The organism is Bacillus pacificus (assembly GCF_020861345.1).
In the GTDB taxonomy this organism is placed as follows: Bacteria; Bacillota; Bacilli; order Bacillales; family Bacillaceae_G; genus Bacillus_A; species Bacillus_A pacificus.
This window is the reverse complement of record NZ_CP086328.1, coordinates 737,255-758,616: the sequence shown is the minus strand read 5'-3', so window position 1 is coordinate 758,616 and position 21,362 is coordinate 737,255. Positions and strand designations below refer to the sequence as shown.

18 protein-coding genes are annotated in these 21,362 nt (G+C 37.0%); 2 read left to right on the top strand and 16 right to left on the bottom strand.

From position 1 onward, the window contains the following. Positions 1–181: 181 nt before the first annotated feature. The 3 genes from phoR to LMD38_RS03975 form a co-directional block, all read right to left on the bottom strand. Entirely contained in the window at positions 182–1,945 is a 1,764-nt protein-coding gene (gene phoR / locus LMD38_RS03985; protein WP_062821910.1) for a sensory box histidine kinase PhoR, read from the bottom strand. Next, positions 1,938–2,657, bottom strand: coding sequence for a two-component system response regulator PhoP (gene phoP / locus LMD38_RS03980; protein ID WP_001065225.1), 720 nt, complete (start codon positions 2,655–2,657; stop codon positions 1,938–1,940). The genes phoR and phoP overlap by 8 nt, the downstream gene beginning before the upstream one ends. A 125-nt stretch (positions 2,658–2,782) precedes the next feature. Then, a complete protein-coding gene (locus LMD38_RS03975) occupies positions 2,783–3,019 on the bottom strand; it encodes a hypothetical protein (RefSeq protein WP_001267377.1) in 237 nt (78 codons plus the stop codon). Between the two features lie 89 nt (positions 3,020–3,108). Between LMD38_RS03975 and LMD38_RS28590 the strand changes: the two genes are divergently transcribed. Next, positions 3,109–3,240 (top strand): hypothetical protein, encoded by a 132-nt coding sequence (locus tag LMD38_RS28590; protein ID WP_016718644.1) that lies wholly within the window; start codon positions 3,109–3,111, stop codon positions 3,238–3,240. Between the two features lie 56 nt (positions 3,241–3,296). Here the strand turns inward: LMD38_RS28590 and LMD38_RS03970 are convergent, their stop codons facing one another. The 5 genes from LMD38_RS03970 to LMD38_RS03950 form a co-directional block, all read right to left on the bottom strand. Beyond that, complete coding sequence (locus LMD38_RS03970) at positions 3,297–3,770, bottom strand: MaoC family dehydratase (protein WP_000914180.1); 474 nt, start codon at positions 3,768–3,770, stop codon at positions 3,297–3,299. Between the two features lie 216 nt (positions 3,771–3,986). Continuing rightward, a complete protein-coding gene (mdh, locus tag LMD38_RS03965; protein WP_016718645.1) occupies positions 3,987–4,925 on the bottom strand; it encodes a malate dehydrogenase in 939 nt (312 codons plus the stop codon). Positions 4,926–4,944: 19 nt separating this feature from the next. Continuing rightward, positions 4,945–6,237, bottom strand: coding sequence for an NADP-dependent isocitrate dehydrogenase (gene icd / locus LMD38_RS03960; protein ID WP_000206903.1), 1,293 nt, complete (start codon positions 6,235–6,237; stop codon positions 4,945–4,947). A 161-nt stretch (positions 6,238–6,398) separates the two neighbouring features. Then, complete coding sequence (citZ, locus tag LMD38_RS03955) at positions 6,399–7,547, bottom strand: citrate synthase (RefSeq protein ID WP_000503657.1); 1,149 nt, start codon at positions 7,545–7,547, stop codon at positions 6,399–6,401. A gap of 387 nt (positions 7,548–7,934) precedes the next feature. Next, positions 7,935–8,396: a DUF441 domain-containing protein gene (locus LMD38_RS03950; protein WP_000625507.1), complete on the bottom strand. Its 462-nt coding sequence runs from the start codon at positions 8,394–8,396 to the stop codon at positions 7,935–7,937. Positions 8,397–8,815: 419 nt separating this feature from the next. Between LMD38_RS03950 and ytvI the strand changes: the two genes are divergently transcribed. After that, positions 8,816–9,934, top strand: coding sequence for a sporulation integral membrane protein YtvI (ytvI, locus tag LMD38_RS03945; protein WP_001081377.1), 1,119 nt, complete (start codon positions 8,816–8,818; stop codon positions 9,932–9,934). A gap of 590 nt (positions 9,935–10,524) precedes the next feature. Here the strand turns inward: ytvI and LMD38_RS03940 are convergent. The 8 genes from LMD38_RS03940 to dnaE form a co-directional block, all read right to left on the bottom strand. Beyond that, positions 10,525–10,914: an FxsA family protein gene (locus tag LMD38_RS03940; protein ID WP_062821909.1), complete on the bottom strand. Its 390-nt coding sequence runs from the start codon at positions 10,912–10,914 to the stop codon at positions 10,525–10,527. Positions 10,915–11,112: 198 nt separating this feature from the next. Further along, on the bottom strand, positions 11,113–12,870 hold the full coding sequence (gene pyk / locus LMD38_RS03935; RefSeq protein WP_001232661.1) for a pyruvate kinase: 1,758 nt from the start codon (positions 12,868–12,870) through the stop codon (positions 11,113–11,115). A gap of 53 nt (positions 12,871–12,923) precedes the next feature. Next, positions 12,924–13,883, bottom strand: coding sequence for a 6-phosphofructokinase (gene pfkA, locus LMD38_RS03930; RefSeq protein ID WP_000821163.1), 960 nt, complete (start codon positions 13,881–13,883; stop codon positions 12,924–12,926). A gap of 128 nt (positions 13,884–14,011) precedes the next feature. After that, positions 14,012–14,986, bottom strand: coding sequence for an acetyl-CoA carboxylase carboxyl transferase subunit alpha (gene accA, locus LMD38_RS03925; RefSeq protein ID WP_000818797.1), 975 nt, complete (start codon positions 14,984–14,986; stop codon positions 14,012–14,014). Then, the gene (gene accD, locus LMD38_RS03920; protein ID WP_000942865.1) at positions 14,974–15,843 is read right to left on the bottom strand and encodes an acetyl-CoA carboxylase, carboxyltransferase subunit beta; all 870 of its coding nucleotides are present in this window, start codon (positions 15,841–15,843) and stop codon (positions 14,974–14,976) included. Before accD ends, accA begins: the two co-directional genes overlap by 13 nt. A gap of 185 nt (positions 15,844–16,028) precedes the next feature. Then, positions 16,029–16,673, bottom strand: coding sequence for a FadR/GntR family transcriptional regulator (locus tag LMD38_RS03915; protein WP_000204442.1), 645 nt, complete (start codon positions 16,671–16,673; stop codon positions 16,029–16,031). Between the two features lie 14 nt (positions 16,674–16,687). Beyond that, entirely contained in the window at positions 16,688–17,896 is a 1,209-nt protein-coding gene (locus LMD38_RS03910) for an NADP-dependent malic enzyme (protein ID WP_011199012.1), read from the bottom strand. A 133-nt stretch (positions 17,897–18,029) separates the two neighbouring features. Then, positions 18,030–21,356, bottom strand: a complete 3,327-nt coding sequence (gene dnaE, locus LMD38_RS03905; RefSeq protein WP_016718648.1) for a DNA polymerase III subunit alpha — start codon at positions 21,354–21,356, stop codon at positions 18,030–18,032. Positions 21,357–21,362 lie beyond the last annotated feature (6 nt).

Below are 21,362 nucleotides of genomic sequence, written 5' to 3'. Positions count from 1 at the left end.
CGGTTATTTTCTTTCATATATAAAACAGACTTATATTGGCATAAAGGGAAGTGACGAGAACAGCTTAACTATTCTCGTCCAAAATTACTCCTTGGATGAAGGGGTTTTCATGTATTATATTAACAGAGCTTTATTAATATTTAATTAAGCCATTGTTAATATATTGTAAACATCCTTCATCCTATTTTTCAGTTGCTGATTTTGGTAAAACAACTGTAAATGTTGTCCCTTCCCCAACTTCACTATCCACTGTAATCGTACCGTGATGCGCCTCGACTAAATGCTTTACAATTGATAATCCAAGGCCTGTACCACCAGTATTTCTACTTCTCGCTTTATCAACTCGGTAAAAGCGTTCAAAAATACGTGGAATTTCATCTTTACTAATACCAATTCCAGTATCTGATACTTTTATATAAGCATTATATTTATCTTCTGCTAATTCTACAGAAACAACACCTCCAGCCGGTGTATATACGATTGCGTTATTCATTAAATTAATAAAGATTTGCTGCAAACGACTTGGATCTCCAATGACAGAGACACGTTTTAGCGTATTTACTTGTAAAGAGATTTCTTTTTCTCCCGCTTTATTATCAAGCACCATATGAATATCTTCAAGAAGTCCCTTCATATCAACGGTCCCCATACTCAATTTAAATCCTTGTTGCTCAATCTTTGATAAATCTAATAAATCTTCAATTAATCCTTGCATACGTTCACTTTCTTTTAAAATAATATGCAAGAAATGCTCGCAGAATTTTTTATTATCCATAGCACCGTCTAAAAGTGTTTCTGAAAAACCTTTAATAGAAGTAATCGGCGTTTTTAGTTCATGAGAAACATTCGCTAAAAAGTCTTTTCTCATTTGTTCTAACTTTTTCAGCTCAGTAATGTCATGGAATACAAGGACAATCCCTTTCCATTCATGGTTCGTCCCGATAATCGGTGCTCCATATACTTCGAAATGCTTTCGCTCAATGCCAAGTGGCAATAACATTTGTTTGCGCACTTTCACTTCTGTCATAAAGATTTCTTCCACAAGCTCTATAATTTCCGGATGATGAAACGACTCATAATATAAACGATCTAAATATTCTTCATCTGTGACGTGAAAAGTTTCCTTATACGAACGGTTTACAAGGTTGATATAACCGCGGCTATCGATTAAAATCATTCCACTTCCCATATTTTCAATTAACGTATGCAGACGATCTTGTTGCATTTCTTGCTCAAGTGTCATCTCTTGTAAATTACGAGCTAAAATATTAATCGCTTTACTTAACATTCCCGTTTCATCCGAATGACTTTCATAAGCGCGTGCTTTATAATTCCCCTTCGCTAATTCGATGGCAACTTTCGTAACGGATTCAATCGGCCTAATATATTGCCCTGTAATTTTCATACCTAAAAATACGACTACAAGACACGCGATAACAAATCCGATAATTAATAATCCCCACGTTTTTTGATGAACGTCTTTCAAAGGCTCAATTGTGCTCTTCACCAAAATGTATCCTTGTTTCCCTGCTACATCTTGCACGAACACCGCATGGTAAAATTCATTATTTTGATCTGTTTCTTTCGTAATGACTTTATTTCTTTGTTTCGTTGTTTCAGAGGAAAGATCTTTGATTATCCCTTGACTAAAAGCAGACGATTCTCCCCCGCTATATTGAACCTTCTTTTTTTCATCTACAAATGCAATAGAAGCCTGTATTTTTTCTTCTAACTTCTCAAATACATATGGATTTTTTAAAACATCATCAAAACCTTGTTCTTCTGCTAATACCGCAACATACTCTGTCTCTTTTACCATTCTCTCTTTCGCATGATCTATATAATAGTTTTCAAACACGGTCTCCAGCAATAAACCGAGTCCGACTAAAATAAAAACAATAAGAGAAACAAATGTAAAAAGAAGCCTGGAACGAAATTTATTCATCCCCTTTTGGCTCCTCTAATTTATATCCTAAACCACGTATCGTTTTAATGTACGTCGGTTTTTTCGTATTTTGTTCAATTTTATCGCGTAAATGGCTAATATGAACGTCAACAATTCGTGTATCACCAGCGAAATCATAATTCCATACAGCACTTAATAATTGATCACGCGTCAACACGCGGCTCTTATTTTTCGCAAGATAAACAAGTAGTTCAAATTCTTTTGGTGTTAATTCAAGCTTTCTTCCTTGGAAATAAGCCTCATAAAACTCTGGTAAAATTTTAAGTTCAGCAATTGTAATGCTCTCTTCATCTGATGATTCTGTAACTTGCTCTTCTTGTTGTAATTTCGTACGGCGTAAAATTGCCTTCACACGCGCGACAACTTCCCTTGGACTAAATGGCTTCGTCATATAATCATCAGCCCCAAGTTCAAGACCTAGCACCTTATCAAATTCATCATCTTTTGCTGTTAACATTAAAATCGGCGTCATAACGCGCTGCAATCGTAATTCTTTACATACTTCCATACCATCCATTTTTGGAAGCATTAAATCTAATATAATTAAATCTGGACGTTCTGTTGTCGCTTTTTGAAGCGCCATTTCTCCATCCATCGCTGTTATCACTTCAAAACCAGCTTGTTGTAAATTAAATTCGATTAAAGTTAAGATAAACTCCTCATCATCAACTACTAAAATACGATTGTTCATTCTTTTCCTCCAAGTTATAGACTTGAAACCTTCTTCATCCTAGTATTTTCCCCGTTATTCTCATCATACTAGAAAACAAGGTCCCTCTCAATATAATTGTCTATTCATGGATTCGGATTGCGCAATTAACTTGTAGTGATCCATACTTTATACACTTCTATATCTTTATTAAATTCAATACTCGTATGAATATGATATTCTCGACTTTGCGCTAAGAAAAAAGATAGAGCGTACGCTATTTTATAATCTAGTGTTTCATACCCATCAAATACTCTTCCATGCATTTCATTCGCAACCCCGTCCGCCCACACTTCAGCTTCTCTTATCGTTTCAAAGATAACGTCTTCTCTTTTCCATCTCACCTTAAAGATCACTCCTTCCATTGACTTACATTAACAATCTGTATATTATAAATTTAAATATATAGATACAAACAGTATGGAGGTCTATTATGCGACTAGTACTACCTATTCTATCTTTAATAGTAACGTGTATTCTTACATTCAACGCCCCAAGCTGGGATACAATTAAAACAGGTTGTTCAGATTTCGCTCAAGGATTTACTGAAGGATTCTTCAATTAAAAATAGCGCTAGCTCCTTTATGAAAGGTATGCTAGCGCTATTCATATTTTCATGTTTTAAAAATTATCTAATGCTTTCTCCATAATAGAAACTGATTTGAAAGGAGGCGTTACTGTTAAGGAACCTTTTACAACCGTTTCTCCTTTTTCATCATGAGCAGATACAAGCATATCAATTGTATGTTCCTCCTCAGAAACAGCCACTACTTCAAAGTGGATTTGTAACGTTTCATAATGGTGAACATGCTTCACGAACGTAAGGTCCTTTCTCGTAATATGACTACCTGGACCTGGTAAATATTTCGTAACTGCCGTTGTAATCATTCCAGTTAGCATAATGCTTGGTACAATCGGCTTTTCATACGGAGTTTGGGATGCGTAATCATGCTGAATATATAATGGATTGGCATCATTTGTTAACCCTAAGTACAATAACAAATCTTTATCCTCAATTTTTTCAGTGATAGATAATTTCTCTCCTACTGTAATTTCATCCATTTTACGACCGATTTGAACTTTTTTCTTTAACATGTTACAACCCCCTCCGATTTTTTCACCTTATTATCCTACGAAAAGCGATACCTGATCCGAAATTTACTATGATGAGGGCAATGTATAGTATAAATCTACAGTTTCATTATAGGATATTACAAATGATAGCGTTTTCATGTTATTTCAAAAAAACATTTGTATAAATAGTAGAAAAAGATTCGGGGCCCCGAATCTTTTTCTACTTCTATTTCATTATTAAACAAGAACTTTCATAACGTTACGTACAGATTCTACAGAGCGATCTAACGCCTCTTTTTCATCTGTAAGAAGTTCTAATTCAATAATTTTTTCAATTCCGTTACCACCTAGAATTACTGGTACCCCTAAGTAAAGATCGCTATAACCATATTCACCTTCAAGGTACGCAATAGCCGGTAATACACGGCGTTGATCTTTTAAGATTGCTTCTGTCATTTCAACTAAAGAAGCAGCTGGTGCGTAATATGCACTACCGTTTCCTAATAAGCCTACAATCTCACCGCCACCTTTACGAGTACGTTCTACGATTGCTTCTAAACGCTCTTTCGGAATTAACGTTTCTAACGGAATGCCACCTGCATAAGAATAACGTACAAGAGGTACCATATCGTCGCCGTGTCCACCAAGAACAAATCCTGTAATGTCTTTTACAGAAAGATTTAATTCTTGAGCGATGAATGTACGGAAACGAGCTGTATCTAATACGCCCGATTGACCGATAACACGCTCTTTCGGGAATCCCGCTTCTTTAAATACAGAATATGTCATTGCATCAACTGGATTTGTTAATACAACAATAATTGCATTTGGTGAATGTTTTGCAATGTCGCGCGTAATACTTTTCATAATTTTAGAGTTTGTTGCTACTAAGTCATCACGGCTCATACCAGGCTTACGCGCAATACCTGCTGTAATCACAACAACGTCAGAATCAGCAGTATCTGCGTAATCAGATGTTCCAATAATGTTAGCATCAAAACCTTGTACTGGGCTCGCTTCTAACATATCTAACGCTTTCCCTTTTGTTGGATTTTCCAGTTGTGGAATGTCCACTAATACAACATCTGCAAGTTCTTTTTGTGCTAATAAGAATGCTGTTGTTGCTCCTGTAAATCCTGCACCGATGACTGAAATTTTCTTGCGTTTGATTGTCATAATTTACCCCCCGCTTTAATTATGCGTTTTTGATTATCGCTACATCCATGTTTTTAATAAGTTCATTAGCGAACTCAGAACATTTCACTTCTGTTGCACCTTCCATTAAGCGTGCGAAATCATAAGTCACTACTTTTGAAGCAATTGTTTTCTCAACTGAAGCAGTTACTAATTTCGCAGCTTCGTTCCATCCTAAGTGCTCTAATAATAATACACCAGAAAGAAGAACTGAAGATGGGTTTACTTTATCTAAACCTGCATATTTTGGAGCTGTACCGTGCGTAGCTTCAAAGATAGCATGTCCAGTCACATAGTTAATGTTTGCACCAGGTGCAATACCAATTCCACCTACTTGTGCAGCAAGTGCATCAGAGATGTAGTCTCCGTTTAAGTTCATTGTTGCAACAACATCAAACTCACGTGGACGAGTTAAAATTTGTTGTAAGAAGATGTCTGCAATAGAATCTTTTACGATGATTTTTCCAGCCACTTCAGCGTCTGCCATCGCTTTATTCGCTGCATCTTTTCCATCTTTCTCAACGATACGATCATATTCAGCCCAAGTAAATACTTTGTCGCCGAATTCTTGTTCCGCTACTTCGTAACCCCAGTTTTTGAAAGCACCTTCTGTAAATTTCATAATGTTTCCTTTATGAACTAATGTAACAGAAGAGCGTTTTTCGTTAATTGCATATTGAATTGCAGCACGAACAAGACGCTTTGTCCCTTCTTCTGAGATTGGCTTAATACCAATACCAGATGTTTCTGGGAAGCGAATTTTATTCACACCCATTGCTTCTTTTAAGAAAGTAAGAACTTTTTCTGCTTCTGGAGATCCTTGCGCATATTCAATTCCAGCATAAATGTCTTCTGTATTTTCACGGAAAATAACCATATCAGTATCTTCCGGACGCTTTACAGGTGAAGGAACACCTTCAAAATAACGAACTGGACGTAGACATACATATAAATCTAATTCTTGACGAAGTGCTACGTTTAGAGAACGAATACCACCGCCAACTGGAGTTGTAAGTGGACCTTTAATCGCGATTAAATATTCACGAATTAAATTTAAAGTTTCTTCTGGTAACCACTCGCCTGTTTGGTTGAATGCTTTTTCCCCTGCAAGCACTTCTTTCCAAACGATTTTCTTCTCACCATCATAAGCTTTTTCAACTGCTGCTTCTAGTACACGAGATGCAGCTGCCCAAATATCAGGACCAATTCCATCTCCTTCAATAAATGGAATAATCGGATTGTTTGGTACATTCATAACACCATTAGTTACAGTAATTTTTTCACCTGTCGTCAATGTGATAACCCCCATGTTTGAAATTTCATATGTATGAAACTGAGGGAATAACCCCTCAGTTCAAACCGTTATTCAAATTAAAATATTCTAATCATTACATCTTTCCGAAAAAATCAGACTTTTGAAAGCGTATTTTTCACTATCAAAATAGTGTTATTCGCTTATCGTTGTGCAATCGGAACATAAACTTGATGTGTTGGTCCATTATAATCAGCACGCGGACGGATTAAACGGTTATTTTCATATTGTTCTAGAATATGAGCTAACCAGCCTGACATACGGCTAATTGCAAAAATAGGTGTAAATAAGTCATGGTCAATTCCTAAACAATGGTATACAGAAGCTGAATAGAAATCAACATTTGGTGGAAGACCTTTTTCTTTTGTTACAATGTCTTCAATTTTGATAGACATATTATACCATTTCTCTTCTCCTAAAAGCACGCATAATCTCTTAGACATTTCGCGTAAATGTTTTGCACGTGGATCACCATGCTCATATACACGGTGGCCAAAGCCCATAATTTTCACTTTATTTTGAAGAGCATTATGAATATATGATTCTACATTTTCTTCTTCGCCAATTTCAGTTAACATCTTCATTACATTTTCATTTGCCCCGCCGTGAAGAGGACCTTTTAACGCACCGATTGCTGCTGTAATACCAGAATATACATCTGAAAGTGTAGCTACACAAACGCGTGCAGTAAATGTAGAAGCGTTTAACTCATGATCTGCGTGAAGTACAAGCGCCTTATCAAAAGCTTCAATTTCAACTTCATTTGGCTCGCGATCATTTAACATGTACAAGAAGTTTGCAGCTAATGATAAATCATTTCTAGGCTCAACAACATCTAAGCCTTTACGGATTCTTGCGTAAGCAGCAACTAAAGTTCCTACTTGAGCCTGTAATTTAACCGCTTTCAAATAATTGGACTTTTCATCCATAATTTCAGCGCTCTCATCGTATAATGATAGCATGGAAATTGCAGTTCGTAAAACAGACATCGGATGTGCGATTTTTAAATCTACTTGTTTCAAATATGCTAAAATCTCACCTGGAACTTTATAGTATTCCGATACAATCTCCTTAAATTCCGCTAGTTCTTGCTCGTTAGGAAGCTTGCGATGCCATAATAAGTACACTACTTCTTCAAATGTAGCATTCTCAGCTAAATCATCAATATTATACCCAACATAAGTTAATGTATCATCAATAATAGAGCTCACAGATGATGTTGTTGCTACTACCCCTTCTAAACCTCGAATAACAGTCATGACATTCTCTCCTTTTCCTGAAAATTCTCCCAACCTTGCTCCTTATATCTATTTGCTCCCCTTTTGAATTATGAACGCCCGTTCACTCTTTAGGCAAGCAAAATGCACGATCATGCAAATTTGTTGCGATGTTCCCCTCTTATTGTCCATTGTTTACATGGAAAGCATGAGCGTGAATGTCTCCCCGAATCCTCACGCTCAAAACAACAAGTTAGTGAGGAAAATGAATTCCGAAGAGTTTTATGATAAAAACAACATAAAGCAATACCATTATAAAATTGTTTTATGTTGTTTTTATTTTATCTGGTGTAAAGTCTCTGCTGTTATGTAACTTTTCAAAGTTTCTAATCCTATTATAAACAATTATCTGACTTTTGTGAACAGAAAGAATTCAAAAATTTTATATTACTATAAAATTCTTTATTTAAACATCTGTATAATACTCATAACTGCATAGGCAATTCCAGCCCCAATTAATGGACCTACAGCGACCCCATTAAATAAAGCAACTGCTATAATTGTCCCGAAAACGAGTGCAGTTGTAATATGAGGATCTGTCGTTAATAATTGTACGCCACCTTTCGCTAACAGAGCAACTGCTACCCCTGAAGCTAAAGCAATCCATGCATAATACGATTTCGCTGCTTCCCCAAGTTGTTTAAAACCTATTTCCCCCGTTGCAATCGGTACGAGTACTGCTATTGTAATAACCGTAACACCGAGGTTAATCCCTTTCGTTTGTAGATAAGGGAAGACTTTATCTCCTAGAAACGTAAATTTCAATAGAAATAACACACCAATAGCTACAGTAAGCGATTGGTTTTTCGCAATAAGTCCTATAATAAGTAGTATGAATAAAAATAACGTTGACTGACTAATCATGTTTGCACTTCCTTTCTGAAAATAATGAACTCATTTCCAAACAAAAATACCTTTAAACCTATCGTTATACATGCTATATCGATGCCTATCCAACATGAATCACTTCATTTTTTATGCATTTTAAAATGAAAAACTGAGACTTTCACCATACAAATGTAAGCATGTATACATTTTAAAAAACGAGCGTCTCTCCTTTCTTTTCTAATTAGAAACAGGTAAAATAAAAAGAAGAGAAAATGAAGTTTTTACCATATAGTAGAAGCATCAACACCAAGCTTTCACAGTCACTCACGTACTGAAAAAGCAGGAAAAATCCATCATTCCACTATAACATAAAGTGAAACTTTAATCAGTGGGGCACACTCGTTATAAGTTGAACGAATTAGGATAATCCAAATTGGAATGGGAGGTATACATCTTTGAATCGAAACTTACTATATATGATATTGCGACTCATATTTGTCATTGTAGCTACGGTAGCCGGGTTCTATGCATTACTATATATGTCAGGACTTATCTATCCTTTTATTATCGCTTTCGCATTTGCTTATTTGATTAATCCTGTCGTCAATTTCCTTAATCAAAAACTACAATTTCCTCGCGCACTCGCAGTACTCGTTAGCTTAATTCTCGTATTTGGAGCTATCGTCGGACTCGTTACATACCTTGTAACAGAAGCAATATCTGCTACAACATACTTACTACAACTTGTTACAGTAAAATTTCCGGATATCGTTGCATTCGCTCAGCAGTTTGCACTTAATCATATTATGCCTCTCTATGATGATTTAATTTCTAAATTTAATCATCTTGGGGAACCACAGCGCTATACGATTACACAAAACATTCAAAACTTAGGAACTGAAGCAACGACGCAAATGAAAGAACTTTTAACCGCTATTATAAGCGGGTTAACAAATTTTATTAGTGCACTACCAACTACTTTAACTGTACTTGTTTTCGTTTTATTAGCCACTTTCTTCATTAGTTACGATTGGCATCGTCTTGCTCAGAAGGTAAGAAAGTTTTTGCCCAACCGTGTTCATGGCTATGGAAAAACTATTTTTGTGGATTTAAGAAAAGCTTTATTCGGTTTTGTTAAAGCACAACTTACACTCGTATCTATGACAACTGTTATTGTATTAATCGGACTTTTAATATTACGCGTACCATACGCCATTACTATCGCGATTATTACAGGGGTTGTAGATTTACTCCCGTATTTAGGAACAGGAGCTGTCTTCGTTCCTTGGGTTATATACGTATTTTTCACTGGCGACACTGCTTTCGCCATCGGTCTTCTCATTTTATACATCGTCGTGATTGTCCAAAGACAGATTATGGAGCCAAAGGTACTTTCATCTAATATCGGCCTTGATCCATTAGCAACACTGATTGCTCTATTTGTCGGCTTTAAGCTCTTTGGCTTCTTAGGATTAATCATCGGTCCAGTCACCTTAGTACTACTTAATACATTACACAAAGCTCGTGTATTTCATGATTTGTGGAAATATATTAAAGGCTCACCTTCAAAATAATAGTTTCTAATTCATACACAACAAAAAAACTTACATGTAATCAGTGGGAATTTCCCACTGATTATTCCTTGTACTTATTTTTCATACTCATTACATAAAACAAGAGAATTGCACTCAAAAAAGATAATTCTCTTGTTTTTTTGCATAAAAAACGCATATTTCGTAGCGTTTTTACATATTTATTCCATTATCATTATAATTATTACTTACATTTATTACTTTTTATGTAAATGAATAAATATACAAAATGGCATAAAATGAGACTTAAACTGACCGTTTGCCTATTCTTATTTAACTTTTTTCATTCCAATTCATTCTTTTTTACATACAAAAACAATCTTAAGTTCAGATTCCCATTTTAAACACACTAATTCAGAGCTAACAACTCCCCAAATCACATATCCAATCGAAAAAAACACACAACAAATACAATAAAGTGAAACTTTAATCTACAAGGATTCTATCCCCATCGATTATTAACTGTCACATTCGCCGCATGTTAAAACACATCTTTCATTAACTGAACTTTAACCACCCTCTCATCCTTTTACAGACAAAAAAATAGTGCTTAGATCGCTATAATCTAAGCACTATTTCTGCACAATAATAGTTGAGTTTTTTCTAAACTTCCATTCCATCCACTTCATAACAAACGGCTTCAATACAGCCCTCGTCATAGGGACAACAAAGATGAAACCTATTATATCCGTTACATATCCAGGAAGCACCAAAAGAATACCTCCTACAAAGATAAAAATACCATCTAAAACCGCTGCTCCTGGCATTTCTCCTCTATTCAACTTAGATTGAATCTCTCCAAGTACTTTAAACCCTTGTCTTTTCGCCAAATATACACCTACAACACCTGTAAATACGATCATAGCGAACGTAGACCACAAACCTATTACATGACTCGATCCAATTAAGACTGTAATCTCAATCGCCGGTATTAATATAAACAAGAATAGTAACCACTTCATAGTTCTACACTCCTTTCATATCCCATCACTTCAAACACCCTCACAACGTCCATATACACCATATAAAAGTCGAATGCACTTTCCCATCAAACTTCATAATAAACAGCTTTCAAAAGCAATTTCAGACGTTTTAAGCTAGTTTCACCTCATTTTTGTGTAAAAAAAAGAGAAGGACTCCGATCCTTCTCTCCGTATTACTTATAGCACTTCCGCATGTCCATTATAAACAATTCCGCGTGCTGCATCAACTGTTACTTCTTGGCCATTTTTTAAAGTTGCTGTTACGCCGTTTACACCAACGATAACAGGAATACCGATTGATACACCTACAACAGCCGCATGGCTTGTTAGACCGCCTTCTTCTACAACTAGAGCAGCAGCTTTTTCGATTGCAGGGATCATATCTTTATCAGTGCTTGTTGTAACAAGGATATCACCTTCGTTTACGTTCGCTACAGCTTCAGCAGCTGTTTTCGCTACAACTACTTTACCTTTTGCAGCTTTACGACCGATTCCTTGTCCTTTAGCAACTTCTTCACCAACAACGTGGATTTTCATTAAGTTTGTTGTACCAGTTTCAGCAACTGGAACACCAGCAGTGATTACTACAGTGTCTCCAAGTCCGATTAGACCTGCATCCATACCTGTTTGAATCGCTGTATCTAACATTTCGTCAGTAGAAGCTGCGCGCTTCTCAGCCATAAATGCTTGTACACCCCAAACAAGCGCAAGACGACGTCCTACTTGCTCGTCAGATGTTACAGCTACGATTGGAGATTTTGGACGGTATTTAGAGATCATTTTCGCAGTATATCCACTTTCTGTTGGAGCTACGATTGCAGCTACATCAAGAGCAAGTGCTGTATGCGCAACAGATTGGCTAATTGCATCTGTAATTGTTGGAGTGAACTCTTTAATACGTTTTTTGAACATATCTTCATATTGTAATGATTTTTCAACACGTACTGCAATGTTAGCCATCATTGTTACTGCTTCTACTGGGTATTGTCCAGCAGCTGTTTCACCTGAAAGCATGATTGCGTCTGTACCATCGAAGATTGCGTTAGCTACGTCACTTGCTTCCGCACGAGTTGGACGTGGGTTACGTTGCATAGAATCTAACATTTGTGTTGCAGTAATAACTGGTTTACCTAACACGTTACATTTTTTGATTAGACGTTTTTGTACTAATGGTACTTCTTCTGGTGGAATTTCTACACCCATGTCACCACGAGCTACCATTAAACCGTCAGAAACTTCTAAGATTGAATCGATATTGTCGATACCCTCTTGGTTTTCGATTTTTGGTACGATTTGGATGTATTGAGCGTTATGCTCTTCTAGTAATTCACGGATTTCTAATACGTCAGCTGCTTTACGTACGAATGAAGCTGCGATGAAATCAACTTTTTGCTCGATACCGAAGATGATATCTTTTACGTCTTTTTCAGTGATACCAGGAAGCTTAATGCTTACGTTTGGTACGTTAACACCTTTTTTATTTTTTACAGTTCCGCTGTTAAGAACTTTTGTACGGATGTTTCCGTCAGCTTTTTCGATTACTTCTAGCTCGATAAGACCATCATCGATTAGAATGCGAGAACCTGGGTTTACATCGTCATAAAGACCAGCATAAGATACAGAGAACTTCTCTGCAGTACCTAATACTTGCTCAGTAGAAATAACAACTTCTGCACCTGTTACAAGCTCAGCTTGTCCGTCTACGAAGTCGTGAGTACGGATTTCTGGACCTTTTGTATCAAGTAAGATACCAACTGTTTTACCAGTTTTCTTTGAAGCTTCACGAATGTTTTTAATACGAGCGCCGTGTTCTTCATGGCTACCATGAGAGAAGTTTAAACGAGCAACGTTCATACCTGCTTCGATTAATTGCTCTAATTTTTCAATACTTTCACTAGCAGGACCTATAGTACATACAATTTTAGTTTTACGCATATTGCACCTCCGAAAATTATGAAACCGTTCCCAAATATCCGACATTACGCCGATTAGATGGATAATTCTTTAGATAATTGATACATATCTTTATCGATTGTATGCTTTTGAGCTAACGCTTCGATAATATCATGATCAACAAGTTTGTTATCTTGAATACCTACACAACGTCCACCTTTACCAGCAATTAATAATTCAACTGCTCTTGCACCAAGACGGCTTGCTAATACACGGTCTTGTGCACTTGGTGATCCACCACGTTGTACGTGACCTAATACAGTTACGCGAGTATCAAAGTTTGTTGCTTCTTCAATGTGCTTACCGATGTCAATTGCACTTCCAACACCTTCAGCTACAACGATAATACTGTGTTTTTTACCACGTTCACTACCGCGCTTTAGACGAGCGATAACATCTTCCATGTCATACTCTTCTTCTGGAATTAAGATTGTTTCCGCACCATCAGCTAAACCAGCCCATAATGCGATATCACCAGCGTGACGTCCCATTACTTCGATAACATATGTACGTTCATGAGATGTAGCTGTGTCACGGATTTTATCAATTGCATCAATAACAGTGTTTAAAGCTGTATCGAAACCAATTGTGAAGTCTGTTCCAGGGATATCATTGTCAATTGTACCTGGTACACCAACACATGGGAATCCTTGTTCAGTTAATTTTTTAGCGCCTTGGTAAGAACCATCTCCACCAATAACAACAAGTCCTTCGATACCGTGTTTCTTTAATTGCTCGATACCTTTTAGTCGTACTTCTGGGTCTTTAAACTCAGGACATCTTGCTGTATATAATTTCGTACCACCGCGGTGGATAATATCGCCAACAGAACCTAGTTCTAATTTTTCAATGTGACCAGAAATTAATCCAGCGTATCCATGGTAAATACCATATACTTCAATATCATGGAAAATCGCTTTACGAACAACTGCACGAATGGCAGCATTCATACCAGGTGAATCTCCACCACTTGTTAATACACCAATACGTTTCATTTGTACTCACCTCATAAAGATTATTTGCCTTATAATAAAATAACACGAAAAAATATAAAAATACAATGGAGAAGATGTGTCTTTTCATAATAAAAACGTGCATTCGCGAAGTGGAACGCACGCTTTTCTTATTTTATCCAAATGGAAGCGTTTGAAAACGAAACTTGCCCAATTTTCATATATTTTTCATAACGTTTTTCGATTAATTCATCTTTCGAAATTCCGTTTAATTGTTCAAAAGTTTTCCCTAGCATTAAATCTATATTTTCTGATTGTTTCAAAATATTACGGTGTGCTCCACCCTTTGTCTCTGGAATAATTTCGTCAATTACACCTAATTCTTTCAAATCTGCTGCTGTAATTCTCATCGCCTCTGCAGCTTCCTTTGCTTTTCCTGCATCTTTCCAAAGAATTGCCGCTGCACCCTCTGGCGTAATAACAGAATAAGTGGAATTTTCTAGCATATGAATGTAATCTCCTACTCCAAGACCTAGTGCACCACCACTACCACCTTCGCCGATAACGATACAAATAACAGGCACCGTTAAGCCTGCCATTTCGAATAAATTGCGGGCGATAGCTTCACTTTGACCACGTTCTTCAGCAGCTTTACCAGGATAAGCTCCTTTTGTATCAATAAAACAAATAATTGGACGGTTGAACTTTTCCGCCTGCTTCATTAAACGCAATGCTTTTCGATATCCTTCTGGGTGAGGCATCCCAAAATTACGGCGAATATTTTCTTTCGTATCTTTTCCGCGTTGATGCCCAATTACAGTTACAGGCATCCCTTTATACTTCGCAATGCCGCCGACAATCGCTGCATCATCGCCAAATAGACGATCTCCATGACATTCAAAAAAATCAGTAAATAAGTGCTCAATATAATCGAGCGTTGTCGGTCGTTCTGCATGACGAGCAATTTGAACACGGTCCCACACTTTCATATTACCGTATATATCTTCCTCTAAATTTTCTAGCTTGTCTTCCAAAATACGAATCTCCTCACTGAAGTCCATCTGGCTGTTTTTCGTATAGTCTTTCAGTTCACGAATCTTATTTCTTAGCTCAACAACTGGTTTCTCAAATTCTAGCTCTGCCATACAGCCATTTCCCCTCCTTGATGAACTTCTAAAATCTTACGAAGCGATTCTCTCATATCATCACGATGTACCACCGCATCTAATTGACCATGTTCTAGTAAAAATTCTGCCGTTTGGAAATCTTCCGGTAGTTTCTCACGCACCGTTTGTTCAATTACACGTCTACCAGCAAATCCGATCAGCGCCCCTGGTTCTGCAAGATTATAATCACCAAGTGAAGCGAAACTCGCTGAAACCCCGCCCGTCGTTGGGTGAGTCATAACAGAAATAAATAATCCTCCTGCATTACTATGCTTTTTCAAAGCTACGCTTGTTTTTGCCATTTGCATTAAACTTAATATCCCTTCTTGCATACGGGCACCACCCGAAGCAGTAAAGATAATAAATGGAACTTGTAAGTCGTACGCCTTTTCAACCGCACGGGCAATTTTTTCTCCTACAACAGAGCCCATGCTCCCCATTCGAAAACGAGAATCCATTACTGCAACAACAACAAGCATGTCATCAATTGTTCCTTCACCAGTTACAACCGCTTCGTTCAATTCAGTCTTTTTACGATCGCTCTCTAGTTTCTCTTCATATCCTGGAAACTCGAGTGGATTTAATGAAACCATTTCTTTGTCATACTCACGGAATGACCCTTCGTCCAATATACTATCAAGACGTTCCCATGCATTCATAGGATGATGATATCCACAATTCACACATACTTTTAAATTTTTTAGAAGCTCTTTCGTATACATGATTTTTTTACATTTCGGACATTTTGTCATAACGCCGTCTGGTACATCTTTTCGTACTTGTTCTGAAGGTATTGCAGCGTACTTTTTCTTTTTCACGAATAAATCTCTTAGCACAATTTGACCCCCTTCGTTGAGAGCTAAGGTTAGCGTAAGAAGAAAATTGGGCTAACACCAAAGTTTGATGTTAGCCTTATCTTCTCAATCTGTCTAATAACCTCACTCTTTACGTTTAACTTTAACCGCTACGCGATAGAATGTTTGTCATAACGTGTCATGGTCATTTCGACAAATTTTATACATTACGAGTGAAACTGTATATTCTCTACTAATTCATCGTAAATTTTTAGTGCATCATTTTCTTGTTTTTCTTCCAAAATAGCGTAAAGCTTTCTATACATATCGATAGAATCTCCTGAAACTTTACAAGAAAGAGTTGATACGTAATCATTTACGATCATCCAAATGCGATATAGTAAATAATTATCGACTTGTTCAATAAGTGTTTTAAAGAACGTTTGGTGAAGCATTGGAACTGAGTTTTCATTTCCTTCAAGCACTTGATGTAATTTACTTAGCACTTTAGAAAACGTTTCTTTCGGTAAATTACATACAATTCGAATCATATCTTTCTCAAGCAATCGTTTTGTTTGTAATAAATCACGAATTGTTTTCTCATCTTGCAGCAAGAACGGAGCAATCAATTGTACAAGACCGTTATCGTAAAAGTTTCGAATAAACGTCCCTTCACCACGTCTCGTTTCAATTAATCCTACAAGTTCTAAAGCACGCAACGCTTCTCTTACAGAGGAACGTCCTACGTTTAAACGTGAACTTAACTCACGCTCAGACGGCAAACGATCCCCTGCTACCAATCCATCCTCTTCCATAATGGAACGGATTTTTTTTACAATTTCGAGATATACTTTTGTATTTGATGATGTCAATGGAAATTCCTCGCTTATTCTTTACCAATCAGCGCTAATTGTTTTGTTTTCTCAGCAACTTCATTTGGATCTACTTGACGGCGAGCTACTCCTGTCTCCATTGCAGCTTTCGCAACGTAAGCTGCTACTTGAGGCGCTACACGCGCGTCAAACGGTGCTGGAATGATATAGTCTGCATTTAACTCATCTTCTGCTACAAGCTCAGCAATAGCTTGTACAGCTGCCATCTTCATTTCTTCGTTAATTTGTGTCGCATGTACGTCAAGTGCACCGCGGAAAATACCAGGGAACGCTAGTACATTATTTACTTGGTTTGCGAAGTCAGAACGACCCGTTCCAACAACAGCTGCGCCCGCTGCTTTTGCCAATTCTGGCATAATTTCTGGAACTGGATTCGCCATTGCAAAAATAATTGCATCGTCATTCATTGTACGAACCATCTCTTCTGTTAATGCACCTTCTGCAGATACACCAATGAATACGTCCGCACCTTGTACAACATCAGCTAAAGAACCTTCGATACGATTCTTATTTGTATATTTTGCCACTTCATCCTTCACCGGATTCATACCTGTAGGACGACCTTCATAGATCGCGCCTTTACGGTCACACATAATAATGTCGCGTACGCCATAGCGATATAAAAGTTTAATAATTGCAATACCTGCTGCACCTGCGCCATTTGCGACAACTTTAATGTCAGACATTTTCTTTCCAACTAATTTTAGCGCGTTCACAAGACCTGCTACTGTTACGATAGCTGTTCCGTGTTGATCATCATGGAAGATAGGAATATTTGTTTCTTTTTTCAAACGTTCTTCAATAATGAAGCAGTTTGGTGCTGCGATATCCTCTAAGTTAACGCCGCCAAAAGTTGGCTCCATTAATTTTACAGTTTCAACAATTTTATCTACATCGTTTGTATTTAAGGCAATTGGGAATGCATCTACACCAGCAAAGCTCTTGAATAATACAGCTTTACCTTCCATTACTGGAAGAGATGCTTCTGGTCCGATGTTACCAAGACCAAGTACAGCCGTTCCATCAGTCACAACTGCTACCATATTTCCCTTCATCGTATATTCATATACCTTACTTTTATCGTCATAAATTTCTTTACAAGGTTCTGCAACCCCTGGAGAATATGCAAGACTTAAATCTTTTGCATTTTCTACTTTTACTTTTGATACAGTTTCTAATTTTCCTTGATGCACTTTATGCATGTGAAGTGCTTCTTCACGAAGTGTTGACAAACTATCCACTCTCCTCAAATTATTCTTGCTGATATCAATTTCTCCAAGTGGTCTGACCACGAACACTACTACTATAATAATCGAAGTGTAGGGAAATTGTCCATTATATTTTCACAACCACATTTTCTTCCCCGACAATTTCACGAAGTGCTCCTAAACATTCTTCACTTGGATGAATCGATAAACTTCGAGATAATTGTACCATTTTATGTTCCTTTTCATAATAAATTAGTACTTTCGCAAAACCCGAATAGTCAAACAATATTTTAGTAACCTGATTTAAAAGCTTTTTCTCATATTGAGACGGCAATTTCACGTAAACAGACGCATCTTTTTTTCCCTCATACACATCCATTTCTTCTAACGGATATAGTCCATTTACAATCCATTGCAGCTTATGATTTCTAAGCTCAATCATGCCGTCAACTAAAACAATTGCTCCTTCTTGTAACTTATCTGAGAAATGTATATACGTCTCGGGGAAAAGAACTGCTTCCATTTCATCATTTTGATCACAAAATGTAATAAATGCCATCTTTTGCAACTTTTTCGTACGAATCACTCTCACGCTTGTTATGTACACGATAGCTCTTTGTACTTTTTTCTTATGTCGCATCGCCTGAGCGAGAGTTGGAATTTCTAATTCTTTCGCTAACTTCACATACTGCGCTGTCGGATAGCTTGATAAATAAAAACCTAGTACTTCCTTCTCTTTATTTAACTGTTCAATAAAAGAGAGCTCTTCTCCTTGTACGTATTTTGATTTCGGAACAGCATCTCCTAAATCACGTGCAAGATTGGCATACTCTAACGCTCCTTTAAGACTTTTCCATAAATTCGTTCTCGAAACACCAAAATCATCAAAACATCCAGACCAGACGAACGCCTCTAAATTTCGCTCCGTTACAAACTTTGATGGCATGCGCAGACAAAATTCAAATAAATCTTCAAACATTTTTTTCTCTCGTTCTTCGATTAATGCTGTCACTGTAGCCATTCCGATGTTTCGAATGGAAAGTAAGCTGTAACGTATCGCATTTCCTTCTATTTGGAAATTGTAACCACTTCTCTGAAGAGACGGCGGCAAAACATGAAAACCTTTTCGCTTCGTTTCGCGTATATACTGCACAATCTTATCTTCATTTCCAATTGCACTCGATAATAGTGCCGTCATAAATTCCAGCGTATAATTCGCTTTTAAGTAGGCAAGCTGATATCCAATCATACTGTAGGCTACAGCGTGACTTCGGTTAAAGCCGTAATTTGCAAATCTTACAATTAAATCGTAAATTTTCTCTGCAGATGTCTCGTCATAACCATTTTGTAAACAACCTTGCACAAAATGCTTACGTTCCTGATCTAAAATATCACGATTTTTTTTACTCACTGCACGGCGTAATAAATCTGCTTCTCCGAGCGAGAAGCCCGCCAACTTCGACGCAATTTGCATAATTTGTTCTTGGTATACAATTACACCGTATGTTCTTTCTAAAATCGGTTTTAAGTCCGGATGTAAATATTCAATTTTTCTTTTTCCATGCTTTGATTCAATAAAGGTTGGAATTTGCTCCATCGGTCCTGGTCTATATAACGAGTTAACAGCAACAATATCTTCAAATTCATTCGGCTTTAACCCGCGAAGTACATTTCGCATACCACCTGATTCAAGCTGGAATACACCTGTTGTATCCCCTCTACCTAACAATTGGAATGTCTTTTCATCTTGCAGTGGTAAATTTCTTATATCGATTTCTTTTCCTGTTTTTTGCACGATAAACTTTATAATATTTTCAAGTAACGTTAAATTCCGTAATCCTAAAAAGTCCATCTTGAGCAACCCAAGTTCTTCTAATGCATCAGCTGGGTATTGCGTAACATACACATCGTTATGCCCTTCTTGAATTGCAACACTTCCGGTTAATGGCTCTTGGCTCATAATAACGCCAGCTGCATGAATAGACGTATGACGCGGTAAGCCTTCTACACGTTTTGCAATTTCAAACACACGCTCATGCAAAAGGTTTCCTTGTATAAACTCACGGAGTGATTGCGATTCCTCATATGCATCTTTTAACGTTATACCAAGCTTTGATGGGATAAGTTTTGAGAATATGTCGATATCTCGCGGCGGAAGCCCCATTACACGCGCAATATCTCTAATTGCCGCTTTCGCTGCCAGCGTCCCGAACGTTACAATTTGAGCAACACGAAGCTGACCATATTTATCCTTCACATATCGAATCATCTCATCACGTCTTATATCCGGAAAATCAATATCAATATCTGGAAGTGTCACACGTTCGGGGTTTAAAAACCTTTCAAATAATAGATCGTATTCAATTGGATCAATATCTGTAATTTCTAATACGTAAGAAACGAGTGAGCCAGCCGCTGATCCACGACCTGGTCCTGTTAAAATATGATTTTCATGCGCGTACTTCATAAAATCCCAGACAATGAGGAAATAATCACTAAACCCCATGCTAGAAATCACGTTTAATTCATGATTCAAACGCTTTATATGTACTTCTTTCGGCGTACCATAACGTTTCTGCAATCCTTCTTCACAAACGCGGCGTAAATACATATCATTCGTTTCGTTAGATGGAACAGGAAATTTCGGTAATTGATTTACATGAAACGGTATTTCTACTCTGCAACGTTCTGCAATTTCTACTGTGTTATAAATCGCTTCTTCTACGTGAGAAAATAGTGCTTCCATTTCATCTGATGATTTTAAATAATATTGATCTGTTTTCAGCCTCGGCCTATCTGGATCCGTCATTTTCGTTCCACTTTCAACAGATAATAAGCATTCATGAACAAGTGCGTCACTTTGATTGATGTAGCGTACATCGTTTGTTGCGACGACTGGAATATTTATCCTACTTATAAATACAGGTAATTTCTCTTGCAGAAGCAGTTCATCTTGAATCGCATGATGCTGTAAACTCATATAAAAATTGCCGAACATATTTTGATACATACGAGCTACTTCTTCAGCTTGACTCTCTTTGTCTTCTAATAATAATTGTTCGATTTCCCCATCTTTACCTGGTGAAATAGCAATTAATCCTTTCGCATAATGTGCAAGCCATTTCTTAGGAATACCTTCTTTTGACTTCGTCATAATGCTACTAGAGATCTTTAATAAATTTTGATAACCTATTTCATTTTCAGCAAGTAAGACAAGCGGATAAGACTTTTCTTCTTCTTCACTAAAAATAGAAGCTGTTAAGCCGATAATAGGATGTATACCATGTTTCTTACATGCTTTATAAAACGGAATAACGCCATACATAACATTTTCATCCGTAATAGCAAGTGATGAATAACCGAGCTCTTTCGCCCTAACTACAAGTTCATCAATTTTACAAGCACTTTTTAATAAACTAAAAACGGTTTGACATTGTAAATGCACAAACTTCACTGTTGT

Excerpts from the sequence above, each read along its gene's own strand:
- LMD38_RS03950 (WP_000625507.1), bottom strand. The coding sequence starts at position 8,396 with ATGATTAGTCAGTCAACGTTATTTTTATTCATACTACTTATTATAGGA.
- LMD38_RS28590 (WP_016718644.1), top strand. The coding sequence starts at position 3,109 with ATGCGACTAGTACTACCTATTCTATCTTTAATAGTAACGTGTATTCTT.
- pfkA (WP_000821163.1), bottom strand. The coding sequence starts at position 13,883 with ATGAAACGTATTGGTGTATTAACAAGTGGTGGAGATTCACCTGGTATG.
- pyk (WP_001232661.1), bottom strand. The coding sequence starts at position 12,870 with ATGCGTAAAACTAAAATTGTATGTACTATAGGTCCTGCTAGTGAAAGT.
- LMD38_RS03940 (WP_062821909.1), bottom strand. The coding sequence starts at position 10,914 with ATGAAGTGGTTACTATTCTTGTTTATATTAATACCGGCGATTGAGATT.
- accA (WP_000818797.1), bottom strand. The coding sequence starts at position 14,986 with ATGGCAGAGCTAGAATTTGAGAAACCAGTTGTTGAGCTAAGAAATAAG.
- LMD38_RS03910 (WP_011199012.1), bottom strand. The coding sequence starts at position 17,896 with ATGCATAAAGTGCATCAAGGAAAATTAGAAACTGTATCAAAAGTAAAA.
- mdh (WP_016718645.1), bottom strand. The coding sequence starts at position 4,925 with ATGACAATCAAACGCAAGAAAATTTCAGTCATCGGTGCAGGATTTACA.
- phoR (WP_062821910.1), bottom strand. The coding sequence starts at position 1,945 with ATGAATAAATTTCGTTCCAGGCTTCTTTTTACATTTGTTTCTCTTATT.
- phoP (WP_001065225.1), bottom strand. The coding sequence starts at position 2,657 with ATGAACAATCGTATTTTAGTAGTTGATGATGAGGAGTTTATCTTAACT.
- LMD38_RS03970 (WP_000914180.1), bottom strand. The coding sequence starts at position 3,770 with ATGTTAAAGAAAAAAGTTCAAATCGGTCGTAAAATGGATGAAATTACA.